General features: G+C 61.7%; 15 protein-coding genes. 7 read left to right on the top strand and 8 right to left on the bottom strand.

Features of this window, described 5'->3' with window-relative positions:
• Positions 1 to 130: 130 nt before the first annotated feature.
• The 3 genes from AC1RP7_RS22290 (at position 131) to AC1RP7_RS22280 (ending at position 3091) form a co-directional block, all read left to right on the top strand.
• Positions 131 to 1528, top strand: a complete 1398-nt coding sequence (locus AC1RP7_RS22290) for an MFS transporter (RefSeq protein ID WP_090451697.1) — start codon at positions 131 to 133, stop codon at positions 1526 to 1528.
• Between the two features lie 9 nt (positions 1529 to 1537).
• A complete protein-coding gene (locus tag AC1RP7_RS22285; protein ID WP_007984430.1) occupies positions 1538 to 2056 on the top strand; it encodes a single-stranded DNA-binding protein in 519 nt (172 codons plus the stop codon).
• Between the two features lie 162 nt (positions 2057 to 2218).
• Positions 2219 to 3091, top strand: a complete 873-nt coding sequence (locus AC1RP7_RS22280; RefSeq protein WP_102672154.1) for an AraC family transcriptional regulator — start codon at positions 2219 to 2221, stop codon at positions 3089 to 3091.
• 30 nt (positions 3092 to 3121) lie between these two features.
• Here the strand turns inward: AC1RP7_RS22280 and AC1RP7_RS22275 are convergent, their stop codons facing one another.
• On the bottom strand, positions 3122 to 3622 hold the full coding sequence (locus tag AC1RP7_RS22275; protein ID WP_057713104.1) for a YkgB family protein: 501 nt from the start codon (positions 3620 to 3622) through the stop codon (positions 3122 to 3124).
• A 221-nt stretch (positions 3623 to 3843) separates the two neighbouring features.
• Positions 3844 to 4404 carry a cysteine hydrolase family protein gene (locus AC1RP7_RS22270; RefSeq protein ID WP_493182736.1) on the bottom strand — a complete coding sequence of 187 codons (561 nt, stop codon included), beginning with the start codon at positions 4402 to 4404 and terminating at the stop codon, positions 3844 to 3846.
• 101 nt (positions 4405 to 4505) lie between these two features.
• On the opposite strand from AC1RP7_RS22270, the gene AC1RP7_RS22265 reads away from it, so the two are divergent.
• The 3 genes from AC1RP7_RS22265 to AC1RP7_RS22255 all read left to right on the top strand — a co-directional run bounded on the left by AC1RP7_RS22265 (position 4506) and on the right by AC1RP7_RS22255 (position 7656).
• Entirely contained in the window at positions 4506 to 5498 is a 993-nt protein-coding gene (locus AC1RP7_RS22265; protein WP_493182738.1) for a GlxA family transcriptional regulator, read from the top strand.
• Between the two features lie 300 nt (positions 5499 to 5798).
• The gene (locus AC1RP7_RS22260) at positions 5799 to 6908 is read left to right on the top strand and encodes a DUF3182 family protein (protein WP_493182739.1); all 1110 of its coding nucleotides are present in this window, start codon (positions 5799 to 5801) and stop codon (positions 6906 to 6908) included.
• The gene (locus AC1RP7_RS22255; protein WP_057713108.1) at positions 6898 to 7656 is read left to right on the top strand and encodes an alpha/beta hydrolase family protein; all 759 of its coding nucleotides are present in this window, start codon (positions 6898 to 6900) and stop codon (positions 7654 to 7656) included. Before AC1RP7_RS22260 ends, AC1RP7_RS22255 begins: the two co-directional genes overlap by 11 nt.
• A 139-nt stretch (positions 7657 to 7795) precedes the next feature.
• Here AC1RP7_RS22255 and AC1RP7_RS22250 read toward each other — a convergent pair whose 3' ends face one another.
• From AC1RP7_RS22250 to AC1RP7_RS22230, 5 genes are all read right to left on the bottom strand, one after another.
• The gene (locus tag AC1RP7_RS22250; RefSeq protein ID WP_493182741.1) at positions 7796 to 8782 is read right to left on the bottom strand and encodes a lysylphosphatidylglycerol synthase domain-containing protein; all 987 of its coding nucleotides are present in this window, start codon (positions 8780 to 8782) and stop codon (positions 7796 to 7798) included.
• Positions 8769 to 10061: a cardiolipin synthase ClsB gene (gene clsB, locus AC1RP7_RS22245; RefSeq protein WP_340314802.1), complete on the bottom strand. Its 1293-nt coding sequence runs from the start codon at positions 10059 to 10061 to the stop codon at positions 8769 to 8771. Before clsB ends, AC1RP7_RS22250 begins: the two co-directional genes overlap by 14 nt.
• Positions 10058 to 10855 carry an endonuclease/exonuclease/phosphatase family protein gene (locus AC1RP7_RS22240; RefSeq protein ID WP_057713111.1) on the bottom strand — a complete coding sequence of 266 codons (798 nt, stop codon included), beginning with the start codon at positions 10853 to 10855 and terminating at the stop codon, positions 10058 to 10060. Before AC1RP7_RS22240 ends, clsB begins: the two co-directional genes overlap by 4 nt.
• A complete protein-coding gene (locus AC1RP7_RS22235) occupies positions 10852 to 11454 on the bottom strand; it encodes a DUF72 domain-containing protein (RefSeq protein WP_489339306.1) in 603 nt (200 codons plus the stop codon). Before AC1RP7_RS22235 ends, AC1RP7_RS22240 begins: the two co-directional genes overlap by 4 nt.
• 203 nt (positions 11455 to 11657) lie before the next feature.
• The gene (locus AC1RP7_RS22230; protein ID WP_493182743.1) at positions 11658 to 12869 is read right to left on the bottom strand and encodes an MFS transporter; all 1212 of its coding nucleotides are present in this window, start codon (positions 12867 to 12869) and stop codon (positions 11658 to 11660) included.
• Between the two features lie 231 nt (positions 12870 to 13100).
• Between AC1RP7_RS22230 and AC1RP7_RS22225 the strand changes: the two genes are divergently transcribed.
• Positions 13101 to 15230 (top strand): mechanosensitive ion channel family protein, encoded by a 2130-nt coding sequence (locus tag AC1RP7_RS22225; protein ID WP_429522160.1) that lies wholly within the window; start codon positions 13101 to 13103, stop codon positions 15228 to 15230.
• Positions 15231 to 15382: 152 nt separating this feature from the next.
• Here AC1RP7_RS22225 and AC1RP7_RS22220 read toward each other — a convergent pair whose 3' ends face one another.
• A complete protein-coding gene (locus AC1RP7_RS22220) occupies positions 15383 to 19690 on the bottom strand; it encodes a DNA glycosylase AlkZ-like family protein (protein ID WP_493182745.1) in 4308 nt (1435 codons plus the stop codon).
• Positions 19691 to 19977: the final 287 nt, after the last annotated feature.

Here is a 19977-nt window from a genome sequence, read left to right as displayed (position 1 = left end):
CACACTATCGAATGCTGCTATTGCTGCCTTGCATGAAAGCTCTGTCATCTACACGCGGCAAAGCGTCGCGATATACCCTGCCAATCGATGGGACTGGTAGAATCGCCGCCGGTTCACATGAGGTTTTTCCATGCACGATCCCCACAGCGAGCGCATGAGCGGCAGCGAGACCCGCGCGGCAAGCGGTCTGGCCCTGGTGTTCGCCTTCCGTATGCTTGGCATGTTCATGGTGTTGCCGGTTTTGGCGACCTATGGGATGGACCTGGCCGGAGCCACGCCGGCCCTGATCGGTCTGGCGATTGGCGCTTATGGCCTGACCCAGGCAGTTTTCCAGATTCCTTTCGGTTTCATTTCCGACAGGATCGGTCGCCGCCCGGTGATTTACCTGGGCCTGATCGTGTTTGCCCTCGGCAGTCTGCTGGCGGCCAATGCCGATTCGATCTGGGGCGTGATCGCCGGGCGAATCCTGCAAGGTGCCGGGGCGATTTCAGCCGCGGTCATGGCCTTGTTGTCAGACCTGACCCGGGAGCAGCATCGGACCAAAGCCATGGCCATGATCGGCATGACCATCGGTCTGTCGTTCGCCGTCGCCATGGTGGTCGGCCCGTTGCTGACCCGCGCTTTTGGTCTGTCCGGGTTGTTCCTCGCCACGGGCGGCATGGCGCTGCTCGGCATTGTGATCGTCATGTTCATGGTGCCGCGCTCTACCGGGACATTGCAGCATCGCGAGTCCGGTGTTGCGCGCCAGGCATTGATGCCGACGCTCAAGCACCCGGACCTGCTACGGCTGGACCTGGGTATTTTTGTGTTGCACGCGATGTTGATGTCCAGCTTCGTCGCCTTGCCGCTGGCGCTGGTCGAGAAAGCCGGGCTGCCCAAAGAGCAGCACTGGTGGGTGTACCTGACCGCGTTGCTGATTTCTTTCTTCGCCATGATCCCGTTCATTATCTACGGCGAGAAGAAACGCAAAATGAAACGAGTTTTACTCGGTGCCGTCGTGACGCTGATGTTCACTGAGCTATTCTTCTGGCAGTTCGGCGACAGCTTGCGGGCTCTGGTGATCGGTACGGTGGTGTTCTTCACCGCGTTCAATCTGCTGGAAGCTTCGTTGCCATCGCTGATCAGCAAGGTTTCACCGGCCGGCGGCAAGGGCACGGCGATGGGGGTTTATTCCACCAGCCAGTTCCTCGGGTCGGCATTGGGCGGCATTCTTGGCGGTTGGCTGTTCCAGCATGGCGGTCTGTCGGTTGTGTTCCTCGGATGCGCCGGTCTGGCTGCCCTCTGGCTGGCCTTTGCTGTTACCATGCGCGAACCTCCCTACGTCACGAGCCTGCGCTTGCCGTTGTCGCCCGAGGCGATCCGCGAAGCGGGTCTGGTCGAGCGCCTGAAGGCGGTCGTAGGGGTAACAGATGCAGTCATCGTCGCGGAAGAGGCGGCGATTTACATCAAACTGGACACCGAACTATTGGATCGCACCACCCTTGAGCGCCTGGTGAATAACCCGGCCGGGGCAGCGTGCGTAGCCTAGGAGAACGTTATGGCCCGTGGGGTTAACAAAGTCATATTGGTCGGCACTTGCGGCCAGGATCCCGAAGTTCGCTACTTGCCTAACGGTAACGCCGTGACCAACCTGAGTCTGGCGACCAGCGAACAGTGGACCGACAAGCAAACCGGTCAGAAAGTTGAAAAGACCGAATGGCACCGTGTGTCGATGTTCGGCAAGGTTGCAGAAATCGCTGGCGAATACCTGCGTAAAGGTTCTCAGGTCTACATCGAAGGCAAGCTGCAGACCCGCGAGTGGGAAAAAGACGGTATCAAGCGCTACACCACTGAAATCGTGGTCGACATGCAAGGCACCATGCAACTGCTGGGCGGCCGTCCACAGGGCGACCAGCAGGGCCAGGGCGGTGGTAACAACTACCAGCAGTCCGCGCCACGCCAGCAGGCTCCACGTCCACAGCAGTCGGCGCCGCAACAGTCGCGCCCGGCTCCACAGCAGGCCGCTCCTCAGCCGGCTCCGGATTTCGACAGCTTTGATGACGATATCCCGTTCTGATTCTTTCACCAAAGAATAGAACCTGAAAAAGCCCGGCCTCCCTATGGATGCCGGGCTTTTTGCATTTTTACCAGGGCATTCCTCGCCGGGATCGAGGATCGTCCAGCCGTCAGCGCGCAGTGATACTCTGCTATGGGTCCAGACCCTGTGCAGAGTTGCCCTATGGATCGCCTGTCTACGTTGTTGTCACAGTTCGGCGTGCGCGCGAACCTGTTTTACAGCGGCATGCTTTGCGGCGTGGCGTCCTACGATGGCGCCGACCAGCGCGGTCATATTCACCTATTGCAGGCCGGCTCTGTCACGTTGAAAGGCCCAGGGAGGAGTGAGTTGTTGATTACTCGCCCCAGCCTGATTTTCCTGCCACGCCCCAGTCGACATCAGCTCATCGCCAGTGAGACTGAAGGTGCTCAGCTGTTATGTGCGTCGATGCTGTTCGATGGCGGCGCCAGTAATCCGATATCTGCTTCGCTCCCCGATCTTCTGGTGTTGCCCCTGGATGAGCTGCCGTTGCTGGCCGACACCCTGAGATGGCTGTTCGGTGAAGCTGGCGCCGGGCATTGCGGCAGGGAGGCCGTGCTTGATCGTTTGTTCGAACTGTTGATCATCCTACTGTTCCGGCATTTGCTCGACCACCATCAGTTGAGCACCGGCATGATGGCCGGGTTGGCCGATGTGCGGCTGTCGCGCTCGCTGATACAGATGCACAACCAACCTCAGCGGGCCTGGTCAGTGGCCGAGTTGGCAAATGAATCGAACATGTCCCGCGCCGCTTATGCGGTGCATTTCCGCGCGGTCCTGGGGCAAACACCGTTGGATTATCTTCTGAGCTGGCGGATCAGTCTGGCGCAGAAGCGCCTGCGGGAGGGGCGGCCGATTACGCTGATCGCCGATGAGGTGGGCTATGAAAGTCCGTCGGCTCTTGCCCGTGCGTTTCGCCGCAAGACCGGCTGCAGTCCACGGGACTGGATGAAATCCCTGGCCCTTGAGGGCCGCGTACTGGCGGGTGATGGCGATGACCTGAATGCATCGAGCTGATTCAGGCCATCGGCGGGTGAAGTTGTCAGCTCAAGGGGTTTCCAGTCGGGTCAGCGAATGGCCCGCCACGAACAGGGAGGCGGCAAGCAAGCCGATGTCCTTGAGCAGGAACTGGCCTGGCGCGACCGAAATGGCCGGGAAACCAAGGCCGGGCTCAATCACGCCGGGGGTCGAGAACATAAAGCTCAAGGTGGTGAAAAACAGCCCGGCCGACAAGGCGCCTCCGATCAAGGAAAGCTTTGGCGACAGCAGGCGACCCGCAATCAGTACACCGATGGAGATCTCCAGAACGCCAAGCAAACTGGAAAACAGATCGACACTGAAAATGTTATAGACCCATCCCAGGAAGGGACTGTTGCTCACCAGCGGCACCAGCCCCTCTGCTTCATAGTGGGTGAATTTCATTCCCCCGAACCAGAAGTAGATAACGGCGAGGGCGAAGTAAATGCCGTAGGTCCCTAGCGCCATGGTGGTAAGTCCGAGGGATGTTTTTTTCGACAGGCTGTCAGTGCTGATATTCATGCTGTTCATTGTTCAGTCTTCCAGTGAGTTATCCAGAAAGTGGCATGGGTGAAAGCAACATCCCCCGCGTATGCGTTGGGAGTGGAGTGATTGTTGGCTTCGGCATGACTTTTCAGGATTCTGGCGGTATTGCGTTTGATGCAGATCGTCCAGACTCACCGGCAATTAAAAGCCCATGGCAGGTGAGGCCATGGGCTTTTTCATTTTTGCTGTCTTGTCCCGAATAAGGTTTACAGCTTCCGGCTTTTTGTCAGGTACTCGTTGGTCGAGACCACGCTGGCATAGGCAAACGCCAGGGCCGCCATGAACGCCGCATGAACTTGCGCCGCCGGAACCGTCACGCCATTGAACTCCAGGTCACGGGTGGCGCAGGCGTCGTGGATCACGGTGACCGTATAACCAAAATCCGCCGCCGCCCGGGTGATGCCGTCGACGCACATGTGGCTCATGCTGCCCACGACCACCAGTTCCTTGATGCCTTGTTCGTCGAGGATCGATTTCAGTTCGGTCTCGCGGAACGAGTTGACGAAGTGTTTGAGCACCACCGGTTCGTCGGCACGGTTGAGCACTTTCGGGTGCAACTTCGCGCCCTCGGAGTTCGGGGTGAAAAACGGCGCATCTTCAGAGGTGAATTCGTGGCGAATGTGCACCACTGAATCCCCAGCGTCGCGGAAGGCCTTGATCAGGCGGACGGCGTTGTCGGCGGCGGCGTCGGCACCGACCAGCGGCCACTTGCCTTGGGGGAAGTAGTCGTTCTGGATATCGACTACGATGAGCGCTTGCTTGGCCATGACTGTTTCCTCGAAGTGTGTATTGGTGTGGAATGAAGTATTGGCTCTGGCAGGCGATCCGAGGATTGGCCGCACCGACAATAGAAGGGGGAAAACTGACAATGGACGCAGAAAGGGCAATCGCCGAACTCGGTGTACTGATCTATCCCGGCGCGCAGATGGCGGCGGTGCATGGTTTGACGGATTTGTTCGGGGTGGCCAACCGGATCGCCGCCGAACATCAGTCTGCGCAGTTGCCGCTGTTGCGGGTCAGCCATTGGCAGGTCGAGGGTGATCAGGCGCCGGTTCGGGTCTTCGACAGCCATCCTGGCCCGGAGCGCGCCCTGGTGGCCGTGTTGATTCCGCCATCGATCGGCGGTTTTTCCGAGGGCCAGGCGCCACAGGGATTGATTCGCTGGTTGCGTGAGCAACATGCCAGCGGCGCGACACTGGGCGGGGTTTGCGTGGGCTCTATCCTGTTGGCCGAAAGCGGTCTGCTCGACGATCGTAGCGCCACCACTCACTGGACCTCGGCCAAAGCTTTCGCCGAACGTTATCCGGCGATCCGGCTCAAGGCCGATACGCCGATTGTCGATGACGGCGACCTGATTACCACCGCCGGGCTGATGGCCTGGTCGGAACTGGGTCTGCGCCTGGTCAACCGGCTGCTGGGGCCTAGCATCGCCACCAACACCGCGCGTTTTCTGGTGGTGGAACACAGCGATAGCGCCAGTGAGTGCGGCAGCAACTTTGCGCCGATCCTCAGTCATGGCGATGCGACGATCCTCAAGGTGCAACACTGGCTGCAAAGCACCGGAGCGACCGATGTGTCACTGGCGGCGATGGCCGAAAAGGCAGGGCTGGAAGAACGCACCTTCCTGCGACGCTTTCGCGCGGCCACCGGGCTCAAACCCACCGAATACTGCCAGCACCTGCGAGTCGGCAAGGCCCGGGAAATGCTTGAGTTCACCAACGGCACCATCGACCACATCGCCTGGACCGTGGGTTATCAGGACCCCGGGGCGTTTCGCGCAACGTTCAGGAAAATCACCGGGTTGGCGCCGAGTGATTATCGGACACGGTTTGGGGTGAACTCTGGATCGGTCGCACGGTAGTCGCATCACCTCGATTCCCTGTGGGAGCGAGCTTGCTCGCGATAGCTGTGTGTCTGCTACATAAATGTTGAATGTCATTCCCTCATCGCGAGCAAGCTCGCTCCCACAGGGTCGGGCGTGTGGGCTGGAATCGTGCAAAATGCCGGAGTATCAACGGGCGTCGTGCAGAATAAAACAGGCCACATGCCATCACTTCCTGCACAACGGGCTGATTTAAAAACCCTTTTTCCTCAACGGGCCTTGGCCTGATCTCTGCACCCCTTCAGCTACATTCATCAAACGTCGATTGAAGGGGGATGCATGACCCCGGCAAACCGCAGGAAACTGGTGGTCGCCCATTCGGTGCTCGCCGACGCGCCAGTGCATGAAGTTGAAACCAACCGCGCACTGGCCCGCTGGCTGGCGCAGATACTGGGGCTCAAGTACGGCGGCAGCTACGACCCGCAACTGCATGCAGGGCGAGACCTCTACCTGTTGCCGACCCAGACCCTTGTGGGCGCTGCGGCTGCCCGGCAACTGGGGGTCAAGGGCCCGGAGGATTTGTGGGGCGGTTATGTCGACCACGACTTCATCTGCACCAAAGCCATTAGTCACGGATTGCTCAACCACCATGCCCATGCGCCGCGAGGCTGGGCTCCGTTGTTTTCCGAGCGGGTGCGCAGCGTGGTGCTCGACGGTCTCAGCGTGTTCTCCCTGAAGGATGCGCGCCCGGCGGCGGAGCATTTGCTGTACACCGGGCCGATCCGCCTGAAACCGATTCATGCCTGTGCCGGACGTGGTCAGGAAGTGATCAAAAGCCTCGACGAGTTCGATGAGCTGCTTGCCCAGCCCGAGGCCGAGGCGATGTTCACCGAAGGCGTGGTGCTCGAACAGGACCTGGACCAGGTGATCACCCACAGCGTCGGCCAGAGTTTTATCGGCGCAAAGGTACTCAGTTATTGCGGGGATCAATACTTGACCGAGGACGCTCAGGGTGAACAGGTGTATGGCGGGTCCAACCTGCTGGTGGTGCCAGGCGGCTATGACGACTTGTTGAAGCTGGATCTGCCGGAAGACGTGCAATTGGCGATCCGCCAGGCACAGGTGTTCGACAGCGCGGCGGATGAAGCCTACCCAGGTTTCTATGCCTCGCGGCGCAACTACGACATCGCCCAGGGCGTCGGCAGCGATGGCCGGCCACGCAGCGGTGTGCTCGAACAGTCCTGGCGCATGGGCGGTGCCAGCAGCGCCGAGGTCGCGGCCTTGCAGAATTTCGTCAACGATCCGGGGATCTGCGCGATTCGTGTGTCTTCGGTGGAAACCTACATCGACCAGCCGCTGCCGGCGGACGCCATCGAGGTGTACCGCGGGCCGGCGCAGGCCAGTGACTTTCTCCTCAAGTACGTGACGGTTAAACCCTATGACGGCTAGAAGCGAATCCATTCAGATCGACATCGACGACGAACAGATGAGCGGGACCTTCCTGAGTCCCAAATCGAAAGTCCCCGGCGTGCTCTTTGTGCACGGTTGGGGCGGCAGCCAGGAGCGGGATCTGGAACGCGCCAAAGGTATCGCCGGGTTGGGGTGCGTGTGCCTGACCTTTGACCTGCGCGGGCACACCGGTGGCACCGGCATTCCATTGTCCCGGGTGACCCGGGAAGACAATTTGCGCGACCTGCTGGCGGCCTATGACCGCTTGCTCGCGCACCCGGCCCTCGATACCTCGGCGATTGCCGTGGTTGGCACCAGTTACGGGGGGTATCTGGCCTCGATTCTGACCTCGCTGAGGCCCGTGCGCTGGCTGGCGCTGCGGGTGCCGGCGCTGTATCGAGACGAGCAATGGCACGCGCCGAAACGCGACCTGGACAAGCTGGATCTGCGTGATTACCGAAGCACCCTGGTGCGTGCCGACAGCAATCGTGCCTTGCACGCCTGCTCGCAATTCACCGGGGATGTCCTGTTGGTGCAGTCCGAGACCGACGACTACGTGCCCCATTCAACGATCATGAGTTACCGCGCGGCGTGCCAGCAGACTCACTCGCTGACCCACCGAATTATCGATGGCGCCGACCATGCGCTGAGCGACCCGGTTTCGCAGCAGGCCTACACCTCGATCCTTGTCGGCTGGATTACCGAGATGGTAGTGGGGGAGCGTTTGAGCATTATTCAATCATCCTGATATTGGGGTGTTTTTGCGGGCCCCTTCGCGGGCAAGCCCGCTCCCACAAGGATCGAGGGTGTACATGGAATCTGCATCCACCAACAGACACTCTGGGAGCGGGCTTGCCCGCGAAGGCGTCCTCACAACCAGTACAAAATCACTTGGGTTTCTTCGCAATCCGCAATGACTTGGCCTTGGCTTCCACCAGCAGGTACATCACCAGGGCAATCAACAACGGCAGGATGAAATAAATCGCCCGATAGGCCAGCAGTCCCGCCACCAGGCTGCCCCGCGAAGCCTCGTGTTGCAGCAGCGCCACAAACACGGCTTCCAGCACGCCGAGCCCGGCCGGGATGTGAGTGATGACCCCGGCGATGGCGCTGATCAACAGCACACCCAGCACCAGTGGATAGTCCAGTTTGTTCGGTAGCAAGGTGAAGATCACCGCTGCCATCAGCGACCAGTTCAGGGCACCGAGGGCCAGTTGCAGCACGGCCATGCGCGGCGACGGCAGGTCAATCTCCACACCACGAATCACCCACTCCCGACGTTTGGCAAACCGGCACGCCACCAGGTATCCGGCGCTCAGCAGCAATAACAAAACCCCCACGCCTTGCAGCGCGCTACTGCTGAGCTTCCACCCCGGCGGCATGCGCACCAGCCCGCTGCTGAACATGGCGCCGGCAATGACCATGTAACCGAACCAGTTGGTCGCCAGGCTCAGACCGAGGATTTTCGCGATGTTGCTCTTGCTGACCCCGAGCCGCGAATACAACCGGTATCGCATGGCGATGCCACCGACCCAGGCGCTCAGGTTCAGGTTGAAGGCGTAGCTGATGATCCCCACGGGCAGAATCTGCTTCCAGGTCAGGTTCTGGCGGATGTAGGTGCGGCCGATCAGGTCGAAGCAGGCGTACACCAGAAAACTCACCAGGGTCAGCCCCGAGGCAATGATCAGTGTGCGCACCTTGAAATCGGCCAGGGTATCGAACACTTCGTTCCATTCGATGCGTTGGGCGAGCATCGTGAACAGCACGATCAGCATCAGGAAAAACAGCATCGTCAGCGGTCGTTTCCAGCGGTTCCAGTGCGTCTTCCCAGGGCTTTTGGTGTGAGTTGCCGTGTGGGGCTCAGTGCGGTTCATGGTCAGCGGCCCCGGTCGGAGGAGGAATGTGTTTCAGGCGAGGTTTATGCGCCGGCAACCAACCGGCCCACGCCGGGAAATGCCGCAGGCAGTGAAACACCAGAAAACCGACGGTCATGTGCCAGACACGCCCGCGTGGCGCGATGTCGTGAGACATGACCTTGCAATGGTTGTCGCTGAGGTCTTCCAGGCGATCGAACAGAACTCGATTGAAGCCACGGTCGCGGATCAGCACGTTGGCTTCCAGGTTCATCGACAGGCTCAATGGGTCGAGGTTACTGGAGCCTACGGTGCTCCAGTCTTCATCCACCAGTGCGACCTTGCCGTGCAGCGGACGGTCGCAATATTCGTAGATCTTCACCCCGGACTTGAGCAAGTAATCGTAGGTCATGCGCGCCGCAAGCCTGGCCACCCGCATGTCTGGCTGACCCTGCAGGATCAGCCGCACATCCACCCCTCGGCGGGCCGCGTTGCGGATCTCGCGCAACAAGCGGAACCCTGGAAAGAAGTAGGCGTTGGCGATCACCACCCGGCGCTGCGCCTGGCGCAATACCTGGCGGTAAACCTCCTCGATGTCGGTCTGGTGTTCCCCGTTGTCGCGGTACACCAGCCGCACCTGGCCATCGTGGTCGCTGAAGGCCAGTTCCGAACGCCGCTGCCGACGGCGGTGCCACCAGTATTTGGCGTGCGCCGGGCGACCGCATTGCAGCAGGGCAAAGTGATGGATGTCGGCAACGGCCGGACCCTGAACTTCCACGGAATAATCCTGTTTGGCCTCGGGGCCGAAGTCGGCCAGATGATCGGCGGAAAAATTGATCCCGCCGACGAACGCGACGGTGCCATCGACCACCACGATCTTGCGGTGCAGGCGCCGGAACCAGTTGGTGCGGATGCCCAGGCGTTTCGGTGCCGGATCGAACATTTGCAGGTGCACGCCGGCCGCGGTCAGGGCGTTCAGGAACCCGGTACTCAGTTCGCCGCAGCCGAAGCCGTCGAGGCTGACGGTGGTGCGCACACCACGCTGGGCGGCTTCGATCAGAATCTGTTGCAGCTCATTGCCGACCTTGTCCTCGAACAGAATGAAGGTCTCCAACAGGATTTCATTTTGCGCCCGGCGCAGGGCTTCAAACACCCGGGGAAAATACGCCTCGCCATTTTCCAGCAACTCGACCCGATTGCTGCCTTGCCAGCCGTATTCGACATCGACCGCTGTCGGCTCGCGGGTGGGCGGAGCGGGGATGTGTTCCAGCGTGTTTTTTTCCATCAACTGGCTGCTCATAGCTCGATCTCCACCGACAGCGGGGCGTGGTCGGAAAGGTGCGACCAGGGCCGGGAGGTCAGCACTTGCGGATGGCTGGCCTTGAGGTTGCGTACGTAGATGCGGTCCAGGCGCAATGCCGGCAAGCGCGCGGGGAAACTGCGCGCCGGTTTGCCATGGTGCTCGGCGAAGACTTCGCGCAAACCGCTGGGTGTGAGCAATGCATCGGCGCGCTGGCGCCAATCGTTGAAGTCCCCGGCGACAATCACCGGGGCGTCGCCGGGCAGGGCGTCCAGGCGCTGGGCGAGCAGCTTCAGTTGCGCGGTGCGATGGGTTTCGCGCAGCCCCAGATGCACGCAAATCGCATGCACCTCCTGGCCGTCGCCGGGCAAGCGCAATACGCAATGCAAAAGCCCGCGGTTCTCGTGGCCGCTGATGGACACGTCGAGGTTGTCGTGGCGGATGATCTGGAACTTCGACAGCAGCGCATTGCCGTGATCGCCCGCCGGATACACCGCATTGCGGCCATAGGCGAACTGCGGCCACAGGCTGTCGGCGAGGAATTCGTATTGCGGCATCGCCGGCCAGTTGGTGTAGCGCCTGGGGTGCTGTTCGTGGGTGCCGTGGACTTCCTGCAAAAACACCACATCGGCAGACACGCTGCGCACCGCTTCACGCAGTTCCGGCAGGATGAAACGCCGGTTGAGCGCGGTGAAACCTTTATGGGTGTTGACCGTCAGCACGGTGAAGCGCTGCACTGTCGTGTTGATGGGGGTCTGCTCGTCCGTGACGCCGACCGGCTCTGGAATGCTCATGGCAACACGCTCTCGGCCGCAGGCTCACCGGGGACGGTGGCGAGGTTTTTTTCGAGGTGCAGGCGTTGCAGCAAGTGGCGTGCATCAAAGGGGGCGCGGACTTTGACGTCGTTATCGAAATAGCAGAACACCTCCCGGGATTTGCACGCCTTTGGCTTCTGCCGGGGCGCGATCAATTGTGGATTATCCGGTTGCTGGCCGTGATGCCAGGCTTCGATTCGTTCGCCCAAGCGTTTTAGTGCCTGCGGGGTGTAACCGCTGGCATAGAGTGCTTCGGCGCCATGCAGACGCAGGCAGACGAAATCGCTGGTGATGTCTTCGCGATACGGCCATTTACCTGCGGTGTCGGCGATGACCAGGGCCGTGTTGTAGCGCTTGAGCAAGCGGACGAACAGCGGATCGACAAAGCTGTCATGGCGGATTTCCACGGCATAGCGTTCGGGGCGCTGCAGTGCGTAGAACGATCCATTGATTTCGATGCTGTTGACCGCCCGCGAGGCGAATTGCAATTCGCGCTTGTGGGTCAGGCCAATGGGGTAGAAGTCTCCCCGCCAGGGCGTGTAGCGCCAGCCTGAAATACCGATATGAATCGCCGCCATGTCGCCTCCGGACTACCTACCCATGTCTTTGGGTGACTGCGCTGCGGCGGCAAAAGTTTCGATGGGGCTACGGACGGTAAGTTTTCTACGGAACAACACCGAACAAGTGTGGGAGCGAGCTTGCTCGCGATGGCGGTTTATCAGTCACATTCATGTTGAATGGACCGCTGTCATCGCGAGCAAGCTCGCTCCCACAGGGGTTATCAGTGGGCAGTAATAACGCGGGCAGAGTCCTCAGCCGGTTCGGCGAACACTGGGCCGAGGCGATCAAGACGTCCACTCCACGCGGTCAATGCCAGTGCCACCAACACCACCAGGCCACCGATCCATGCGGTGTGAATCAACCCCATGTGGGCGACGATCAGGCCACCGCCCCACGCGCCACCGGCAATGCCGAGGTTGAACGCCGCGATGTTCAGGCCGGACGCCACGTCCACCGCCTGCGGGGTGTGATGCTCAGCCTGACGCACCACATACACCTGCAACCCCGGCACGTTGCCGAATGCCACGGCGCCCCAGACCAACACGGTGGCCAGCGCGAGCCAAGGATTACCGGCGGTGAAAGTCAGCACGAACAACACGGCGGCGAGCAGGGCAAAGATGATTTTCAGGGCGCTGATCGGGCCGCGCCTGTCCGCCAGTTTGCCGCCCCAGATGTTGCCGACGGCCACGGAGATGCCGTAGACCAGCAACACCAGGCTGACGGTGCTGGCGCTGAAGCCGGAGAGGTCCTGAAGAATCGGCGCGAGGAAGGTAAAGGCAATGAACGAGCCGCCGTAGCCGACGGCCGTCATCGCATACACCAGCAGCAGGCGTGGTTGCTTGAGCACCTGCAATTGCTGCAACAGCGATGCGGGTTTGCTGTGGGCAATGTTTTTCGGCACGTAGATCAAGCTGCCGATGAAGGCGATCACGCCCAGGGCCGAGACGGCGAGGAAGGTTTCACGCCAGCCGAAATGCTGGCCGATGAATGTCCCCAGCGGCACGCCGGTGACCAGCGCCACGGTCAGGCCGGTGAACATGATGGCAATCGCGCTGGCGGCTTTTTCCTTCGGCACTAGACTGGTGGCGATGGTCGAGCCGATCGAGAAAAACACCCCGTGGGCCAGGCCGGTGACGATCCGTGCGAGGATCAACGACTCGTAACTCGGTGCTTGCCACGCCAGCAGGTTACCGAGGGTGAACAGCACCATCAGCGACAACAGCAGCAATTTGCGCGGAACCTTGCCGGTGAGGGCGGTCAGCACCGGGGCGCCGACGGCAACGCCAAGGGCATACAGGCTGACCAGCAGGCCGGCGGATGGCAGACTGACGCCGAGGTCGGCGCCGATGGTGGGTAACAGGCCAACGATGACGAACTCGGTCGTCCCGATGGCAAAGGCGCTGAGGGTCAGCGCGAGCAAGGCAATGGGCATGGCTGCAACTCCGGTGGATTCATTCGATGGAGCGCAGTGTCGTGGTTCGGATCGTGCGGAAAAATACAGGGACGAGCATTTGATATTTGCCTTGGGCGCAAAGATCGCGAGCGCGAGTGTTAGTCTGTGGCACAGGAAGGCATCGCCGTCCTGCTATCTGCGGGCAATATCCGAACTTGCCCGACATTTCTCGATCAGTTCCTTACCGACACAGCCAAAGGAGCGGGTGTTTTGATCAGGCTCAAGACCGCGATACTGCTGGGAGCGTTGCTGTTTGTGGGTAGCGAGCAACTGGAAGCCGCCGCGATACCGGGGCTGCCGACCACCGCGACCGCCGCGACTCCGCCGGCTCATCCCGAACCGCTGGTGCAAGGCGGATTACTGGGAGCCATCAGTTCAAGCATCGACGAGGTCCAGACCAAACTCGATCTCAACGAAAACCTCTTTGACGTCTGGCGCCTGCGTGCCGACCTCGCGGCCGATGAAGTGGATCAGTTGGTCAATAAGCCATCGGCCCGTTCGCCCTGGCGCGTCGCCGGCGATTTCCTGCTGCTGACCTGCGTGTGGGCGGCCGTGTTTGCCTGTCTTTGGCTGCTTGGGCGGATGGTCGCCAGGCGCCTGTGCGAGCACCGTCTGCTGCTCAGTCGCGAACGGGGCCAGGCGTTGCTCGGTTACGTGTTGCCCTACACCCTTCCGGCGGTGATCAGTCTGCCGTTGACGATTTATGCCAGCCAGCTTTTGCCGATATCGGCGGGACGGGCGCTGGCGTTGTGTTTTGCCTATGCCACCAGTGCCGGGATCTTTGCCGCGTCATTGGTGCTGTCGCTGGTGGTGATGTTCAATGCCGGACACAAGCGGCGGGCGGTGCAGATTATTCGACAACACAGCCCACGACCGCTGTTCGGCATCGGTTTTCTGGTGGCCCTGAGCGATGCCCTGACCAGCCCGCAGATCGCCCATCAACTGGGCAGTAATCTCACCAGCAGCATCGCCGTGTTCACTGGATTGGCAGCGTCGATTTCCTTCGGCTTGCTGGTGATCCGCATGCGTCGCCCGGTCGCCCATGTGATCCGCATCCTGCCGCTGGCCCAGCGCCTCAGCCAGCCGGCGTTGCGTGAAACCCTGCGAATATTTTCCGGGCTCTGGTATTGGCCGATTCTGTTGATGGTCCTGGTTTCGATCATCAACCTGATCGGCGCCGGGGTGGACAACCAGAGAGTGCTGCGCAGCGCTTTGTTCACCACGGTGCTGCTGATCGCCACGGTGTTTCTCAGCACCACGCTGCATCATCTGTTCAAGACGCGCAGCGAAGCGGACCTGCGCCGCGGCAGCGCCTACAAGGAGCGCTTTCTCAATTTGTCACATGCCTTGTTGCGCATCGCCATGGCCATCGTGTTCATCGATATCCTCGGGCGGATCTGGGGCGTGTCGCTGTTCGAATTCGCGGTGACCAATGCCGTGGGCCGGGCGATCAGTGATTCCCTGGGCCACATCGGTCTGATCCTGCTGGTGACCTGGATGGTCTGGGTGGTGCTCGACACGGCGATTCAGGAAGCCCTGAAACCGCCAACCAACAAGCGCTCGGCGCGCCAGCCGAGTACGCGGGTGAAAACCATCCTGCCGCTGCTGCGCAACGCGATCAAAATCATCCTGGTGGTGATTTGCGCGATCACCACCATGGCCAACCTGGGGATCAACGTCGCGCCATTCCTGGCAGGTGCCGGGGTCATCGGCCTGGCGATCGGTTTCGGCTCCCAGCAACTGGTGCAGGACGTGATTACCGGGCTGTTCATCATCATCGAAGACACCCTGTCCATCGGTGACTGGGTGGTGCTCGATTCCGGGCATGCCGGCACCGTCGAAGGCCTGACCATCCGTACCTTGCGCCTGCGCGATGGCAAGGGCTTCGTGCACTCGGTGCCGTTCGGGCAGATCAAGGCCGTGACTAACCAATCGCGGCAATTCGCCTATGCGTTTTTCTCGGTGCAGTTCACCTACGACACCGATGTCGACAAGGCCATCGAACTGATCCGCGAGGCCGGGCACTCCATCAGCAACGACCCGTTCCTGCGCTACAACCTGCAAGGGCCGCTGGATGTGTTTGGCGTCGACAAGATGGACCTCAACGGTGTGGTGCTGACCGCGCAATTCCGTACGGTGTCCGGTGGTCAATACGCGGTGAGCCGGGCTTTCAACCAGCGTTTGAAAAAGCTTGTGGATAACTGCCCGTGGGTGAACTTCGCGCAAACTTATCCACAGCAGGCATTGGTGCCCAGGCATGCGGTCGAGCCACTGAAGGAGGGAGATACCGCACCGGAGCATTCGGCGGTGTTGATGCCGGAGCGGCCGCGGTCTCAATAGTCAGTTTTGTACTTGAGGCTTTCAGTGGCTGGACCGGCCCCATCGCGAGCAAGCTCGCTCCCACAGGGGATCTTCTGTGATTACAAATTTTCGGCACAACAGAGATCACTGTGGGAGCGAGCTTGCTCGCGATGGGTCCGGTCCAGACGACATTAATGCCGGATAAGCTTACTACGCACTTCAGCCATCGCCCGTTCATCCAGCTCCAACCAGAACTGCTGCTTGCCGGCAATCTCGGCAGCAACCGCCAACCCGTCGCGATATACCAGCCGATTGCTCGCCAGTGCCGGGACTTTCGCGCCGGGCAATAGCGTGCCGGCGAGGTTCAGCGGATCGACCCCGCACACCGCGACCAGGCTGCCGTCATGAGGCCGACGCCGCACCTCCCGCAACAAGGGGATCGCCTCGGGCAGGGCGAATTGCTCGCCCGCCAGGCCACTGACAAAACGCCCGCCACGAATCTCGCCGCGAGCCTCCAGGCGATGGAAAGTACGCAGCAGTTCGCGCCAGCTCGGCAGCCAGTCCGCTTCACGCTCCAGCAAACGCCAGAACACCACGCCGTAACGGCGCAGCAAGGTCATGGCGATGTGCTCAAGGGTATCGGCAGGCGTCCGCTGGTTTTGCACCACCGGCGCGACAGGCGTGCGTCGCAACAGGGCCCAACGCCCGGCATCGTCCATGCCTCCGATGAATGCTCCACGCCCACGCCGGCTGTTGCGTGGCTGGCGCTTGCTGGCCGGGGTGATCAGTGCACGCAACCCGGCGAAGCTGTCGGCGTTCACCAGCCCCGCGCCCACCAGTTCCTGCAGGGCGATTTCCAGTTCCGAACGCAGCAGATGGGCCTCATGGATCAGCTCATCGAAAAACAGCGCGCCGTGCTGGCTGAGGGCGGCGTGGACCTTTTGTGTTTTCGGCGACAGTTCGCTGACCGGCGTCTGTTCGGTCAAGCCGCTCCAGAGGCCGACCCGGTTGCGCGGCAGCAACAAAATCGGCGTGCTGCGCAGCGCGGTGCTGGCGCTTTTGTTGTGCGCAGTCAGGTGCGTCCACACCAGTCTGCCGCTGCGGCACAGCTCATCGAGCCAGGTCGCCGAGTAGTCCTTGATCCGCGCCGGCAGGATGTCGCTGTCCCAGGCTGAAGCGGCAGCAGGGTAGCCTTCGAATTGCGCGACGACGGCTGGCAGTACCGCGGCGCCCTGACCCTGGCTTGCGCTCGACACATGCTGCCAGTCGAACAGGAATCGCATGAAATCCTGCAACGCCACCGGTTCGATTTCCCGGCGCAGGCGCTTGACCGTATAGCGGTGAATCCGCGCCAGCAAATGCCGCTCGCACCATTCTTCCCGGGTGGCACCCGGGGTAAAGCGACCGCGCAGCACGTAGCCTTCGCGTTCCAGTTGCGCCAGGGCCTGGTTGACCTGCGCAGCGGGCAAGCCGAGTGGTTCGGCAATGCGATCGAGCGCCAGTGGCCCGAAGGCACTGAGCCGCGCGCGGATCAGTTCGAGGATGGCGTCGTCGGCTTCCCAGACCTCGTCGAAGTCCGGCAGCGCTTGCAGCGACGGCGTCAGTTCGGCCTGTGGATAAATCGCCCGCAGGCAGGTCAGACGCTCCAGCGCCAGCCACAGCGATTGCCCGGCGTTGATCTGCAAACGGCTCGCGCGGCCGCTGTCGGCCAGGGTGTTGAGCCAGTCGAACCACTGCGGATTGGCGCCGGCCTCGGTATCGGTGATGCACGCCAGGCTCATCAAGGCCTCGTGCATTTCGTCGACCCCGCAAGGCACTGGCCAGGCTTCGTCGCGCACGGCGGCAATCGCCTCGGCGTCCAGGGCGCCGAGGTCGTCGGTGGATTGCGGGTCGCTCCAGCGCCGATTGAGCACTGCCTGGGTTCTACGTTCCTCCAGCGGCGCATCGTCGAGAAAGGTATAGGGCCGGGCGCTGAGAATCTCCGCCGCCAGCGGTGAAGGCGCGGGCAAGTCGCGGCTGATCAGGCGAATGTCGCCGCGTTCCATGCGCCGTAACAAGGCCAACCAGCCTTCGCTGTCCATGGCATCGTGCAGGCAGTCGTCGAGGGTTTGCTCTACCAGCGGATGGTCGGGAATCTCCCGTTCGCCGGCGAGGTTCTCCACGCAGGCGATCTGATCGGGAAACACGCTGGCGATCAGGTCTTCGCTTTTCATCCGCTGGATCTGCGGCGGGACTTTGCGCCCGCCGCTGTAGCGCGGCAGCGCCAGGGCCACGCCGGCATTCCAGCGCCAGCGCACGCCGAACAGCGGCGCGTCGAGCACGGCTTGAATCAGGATGTGTTCGGCACTGTTGCTGTGCAAGTAGCGCCAGACGTCGTCCAGTTCAAAACTGTGGCTGGTGGACAGCGACAGCACGATGGCGTCTTCGCTGGCGGCGGCCTGCAATTCGAAATTGAAGGTGCGACAGAAACGCTTGCGCAGGGCCAGGCCCCAGGCGCGGTTGATGCGGCTGCCGAACGGCGTGTGAATGACCAGTTGCGTGCCGCCGGACTCGTCGAAAAAGCGCTCCATCAGCAATGTGTCTTGGGATGGCAGGGCACCCAGCGTTTGCCGCGCACGGGCCAGGTAATCCACCAGTTGTTCGGCGCTGGCGATGTTCAAACCCAGGGTCTCGGTCAGCCAGTCGAGCGCTGGCTGCAAGTTACCTGGCGCAGCCCCCAGCAGGTCATCGAGTTGTGCCTGCAAGCGCGCCACCGCCGAGGACAATTCGGCACTGCGCCCCGGTGCTTCACCGAGCCAGAACGGAATGGTCGGCGGTTGGCCTTGGGCATCCTCGACCCGGACTTTGCCGGTTTCCACCCGCAGGATCCGATAGGACGTGTTGCCTAACTGGAAGATATCCCCGGCAATGCTTTCCACGGCGAAGTCTTCGTTGATGGTGCCGATGTTCAGCCCTTGAGGTTCCAGCAGCACGCTGTAGTCGGCGTTGTCCGCAATGGTCCCGCCACTGGTCACCGCTGTCAGTTTCGCGCCCCGGCGGCCGCGCAGGGTGTGGCTCACAGCGTCGCGATGCAGGTAGGCGCTACGGATGCCCTGACGACCGTTGTAACCCTCGGCGAGCATGTTCAGCAGCGCCTGGTAGTGTTTGTCGTCGAGTCCGGCGTAGGGCGAGGCGCGGCGCAGCATCTCCAGTAGCGCTTGTTCCGGCCACTCCTGGCAACTGACCTCGGCGATGATCTGCTGCGCCAGCACGTCCAGCGGCGCTTGCGGGATCAGCAAGGTATCGAGTTCGCCCCGGCGCACGCAGTCGAGCAGCGCGGCGCATTCGATCAGGTCGTCCCGGGTGGTGGCGAACAAACGGCCCTTGGGCGTGCCGCCGACCTGGTGCCCGGAACGGCCGACCCGCTGCAGAAACCCGGCAATCGAACGCGGGGAGGCGATCTGGCACACCAGGTCGACGTCGCCGATGTCGATCCCCAGTTCCAGCGACGCCGTGGCGATCAGCACTTGCAGGTCACCGCGCTTGAGTCGCTGCTCGGCATCCAGGCGAAATTCCTTGGCCAGGCTGCCGTGGTGGGCGGCGACGGCATTCTTGCCCAGGCGCTCGCTCAGGTGCCGGCTCAAGCGTTCGGCCAGACGTCGGGTGTTGACGAAGATCAGCGTGGTCCGGTGTTCCCGGGCGAGGGCGGCGAGGCGGTCGTAGACCAACTCCCAGACATCGTTGGCCATCACGGCCGATAGCGGCACGGGCGGTACTTCGATGTCCAGGTCGCGGGGGCGGGCGTGGCCGATGTCGACGATCTCGCACGGGCGGTCGCGACCGACAAGGAAGCGCGAGACGGCTTCGATGGGCTTTTGCGTGGCCGACAGACCGATGCGCAGTAGTGGTTCCGGGCAGAGGGCTTGCAGGCGTTCAAGGCTCAGTGCCAGGTGGCTGCCACGTTTGCTGGCAGCCATGGCGTGGATCTCGTCGACGATCACCGTTTGTGCGGTGCCGAGCATCTGCCGGCCAGAGTCGGAGCCGAGCAGCACATACAGGGATTCCGGCGTGGTCACCAGTATGTGCGGCGCGGTCTTGCGCATTGCCGAACGATCTTTTTGCGGTGTATCGCCGGTGCGCACGGCCGTGCTGATCTGCAGTTCGGGCAGGCCCATCACGCGCAATTGCTCGGTAATGCCGGCCAGCGGGTTTTGCAGGTTGATCTGGATGTCGTTGGACAGTGCCTTGAGGGGCGAGACGTAGACCACCAGGGTTGCGTCGGGCAAGCCTTCGGGGCTTTCCAGGCCGCGGTGCACCAGGTCATCGATGACGGCGAGAAAGGCGGTGAGGGTCTTGCCGGAACCGGTGGGCGCGGCGACCAGGGTCGAGCGGCGCTGGCGGATCAACGGCCACGCCCGGGCCTGGGCGGCGGTGACCGCCGGGAACGTGTGGCTGAACCAGGCGCTGACGGCAGGGTGGAAGCCGCTCAGGGCACTGTCTGCGGGAATGGGCAGGTTCATGCAGCAAGTTATGCGGGTGGGTGGGCCAAGATGCAAGTACCGCTTGGGGATCTCTGTTGACTGACAGGACCCCATCGCGAGCAAGCTCGCTCCCACAGGGGAGCGGTTTACACAAAGCCATTGTGGGAGCTAGCTTGCTCCCACAGGGGGGCGGTTTACACAAAGCCATTGTGGGAGCGAGCTTGCTCGCGATGAGGCCAGTGACAGCACCACAAATCCCCCGGATCTACACTTTACGGGTGACGGTTGCGCACTAAACCCGCAAAATGCAACGATTCCGGCAATTA

The sequence above is a fragment of the Pseudomonas sp. GW822-FHT01E03 genome (assembly GCF_058802985.1).
This window is presented reverse-complemented; position numbering and strand designations above follow the sequence as displayed.

Coding starts and splice junctions, on each gene's coding strand:
- AC1RP7_RS22240 (WP_057713111.1), bottom strand. CDS start 10,855: ATGAGCATTCCAGAGCCGGTCGGCGTCACGGACGAGCAGACCCCCATC.
- clsB (WP_340314802.1), bottom strand. CDS start 10,061: ATGAGCAGCCAGTTGATGGAAAAAAACACGCTGGAACACATCCCCGCT.
- AC1RP7_RS22250 (WP_493182741.1), bottom strand. CDS start 8,782: ATGAACCGCACTGAGCCCCACACGGCAACTCACACCAAAAGCCCTGGG.
- AC1RP7_RS22265 (WP_493182738.1), top strand. CDS start 4,506: ATGGACGCAGAAAGGGCAATCGCCGAACTCGGTGTACTGATCTATCCC.
- AC1RP7_RS22235 (WP_489339306.1), bottom strand. CDS start 11,454: ATGGCGGCGATTCATATCGGTATTTCAGGCTGGCGCTACACGCCCTGG.
- AC1RP7_RS22280 (WP_102672154.1), top strand. CDS start 2,219: ATGGATCGCCTGTCTACGTTGTTGTCACAGTTCGGCGTGCGCGCGAAC.
- AC1RP7_RS22220 (WP_493182745.1), bottom strand. CDS start 19,690: ATGAACCTGCCCATTCCCGCAGACAGTGCCCTGAGCGGCTTCCACCCT.
- AC1RP7_RS22270 (WP_493182736.1), bottom strand. CDS start 4,404: ATGGCCAAGCAAGCGCTCATCGTAGTCGATATCCAGAACGACTACTTC.
- AC1RP7_RS22275 (WP_057713104.1), bottom strand. CDS start 3,622: ATGAACAGCATGAATATCAGCACTGACAGCCTGTCGAAAAAAACATCC.
- AC1RP7_RS22260 (WP_493182739.1), top strand. CDS start 5,799: ATGACCCCGGCAAACCGCAGGAAACTGGTGGTCGCCCATTCGGTGCTC.
- AC1RP7_RS22285 (WP_007984430.1), top strand. CDS start 1,538: ATGGCCCGTGGGGTTAACAAAGTCATATTGGTCGGCACTTGCGGCCAG.
- AC1RP7_RS22290 (WP_090451697.1), top strand. CDS start 131: ATGCACGATCCCCACAGCGAGCGCATGAGCGGCAGCGAGACCCGCGCG.
- AC1RP7_RS22230 (WP_493182743.1), bottom strand. CDS start 12,869: ATGCCCATTGCCTTGCTCGCGCTGACCCTCAGCGCCTTTGCCATCGGG.
- AC1RP7_RS22255 (WP_057713108.1), top strand. CDS start 6,898: ATGACGGCTAGAAGCGAATCCATTCAGATCGACATCGACGACGAACAG.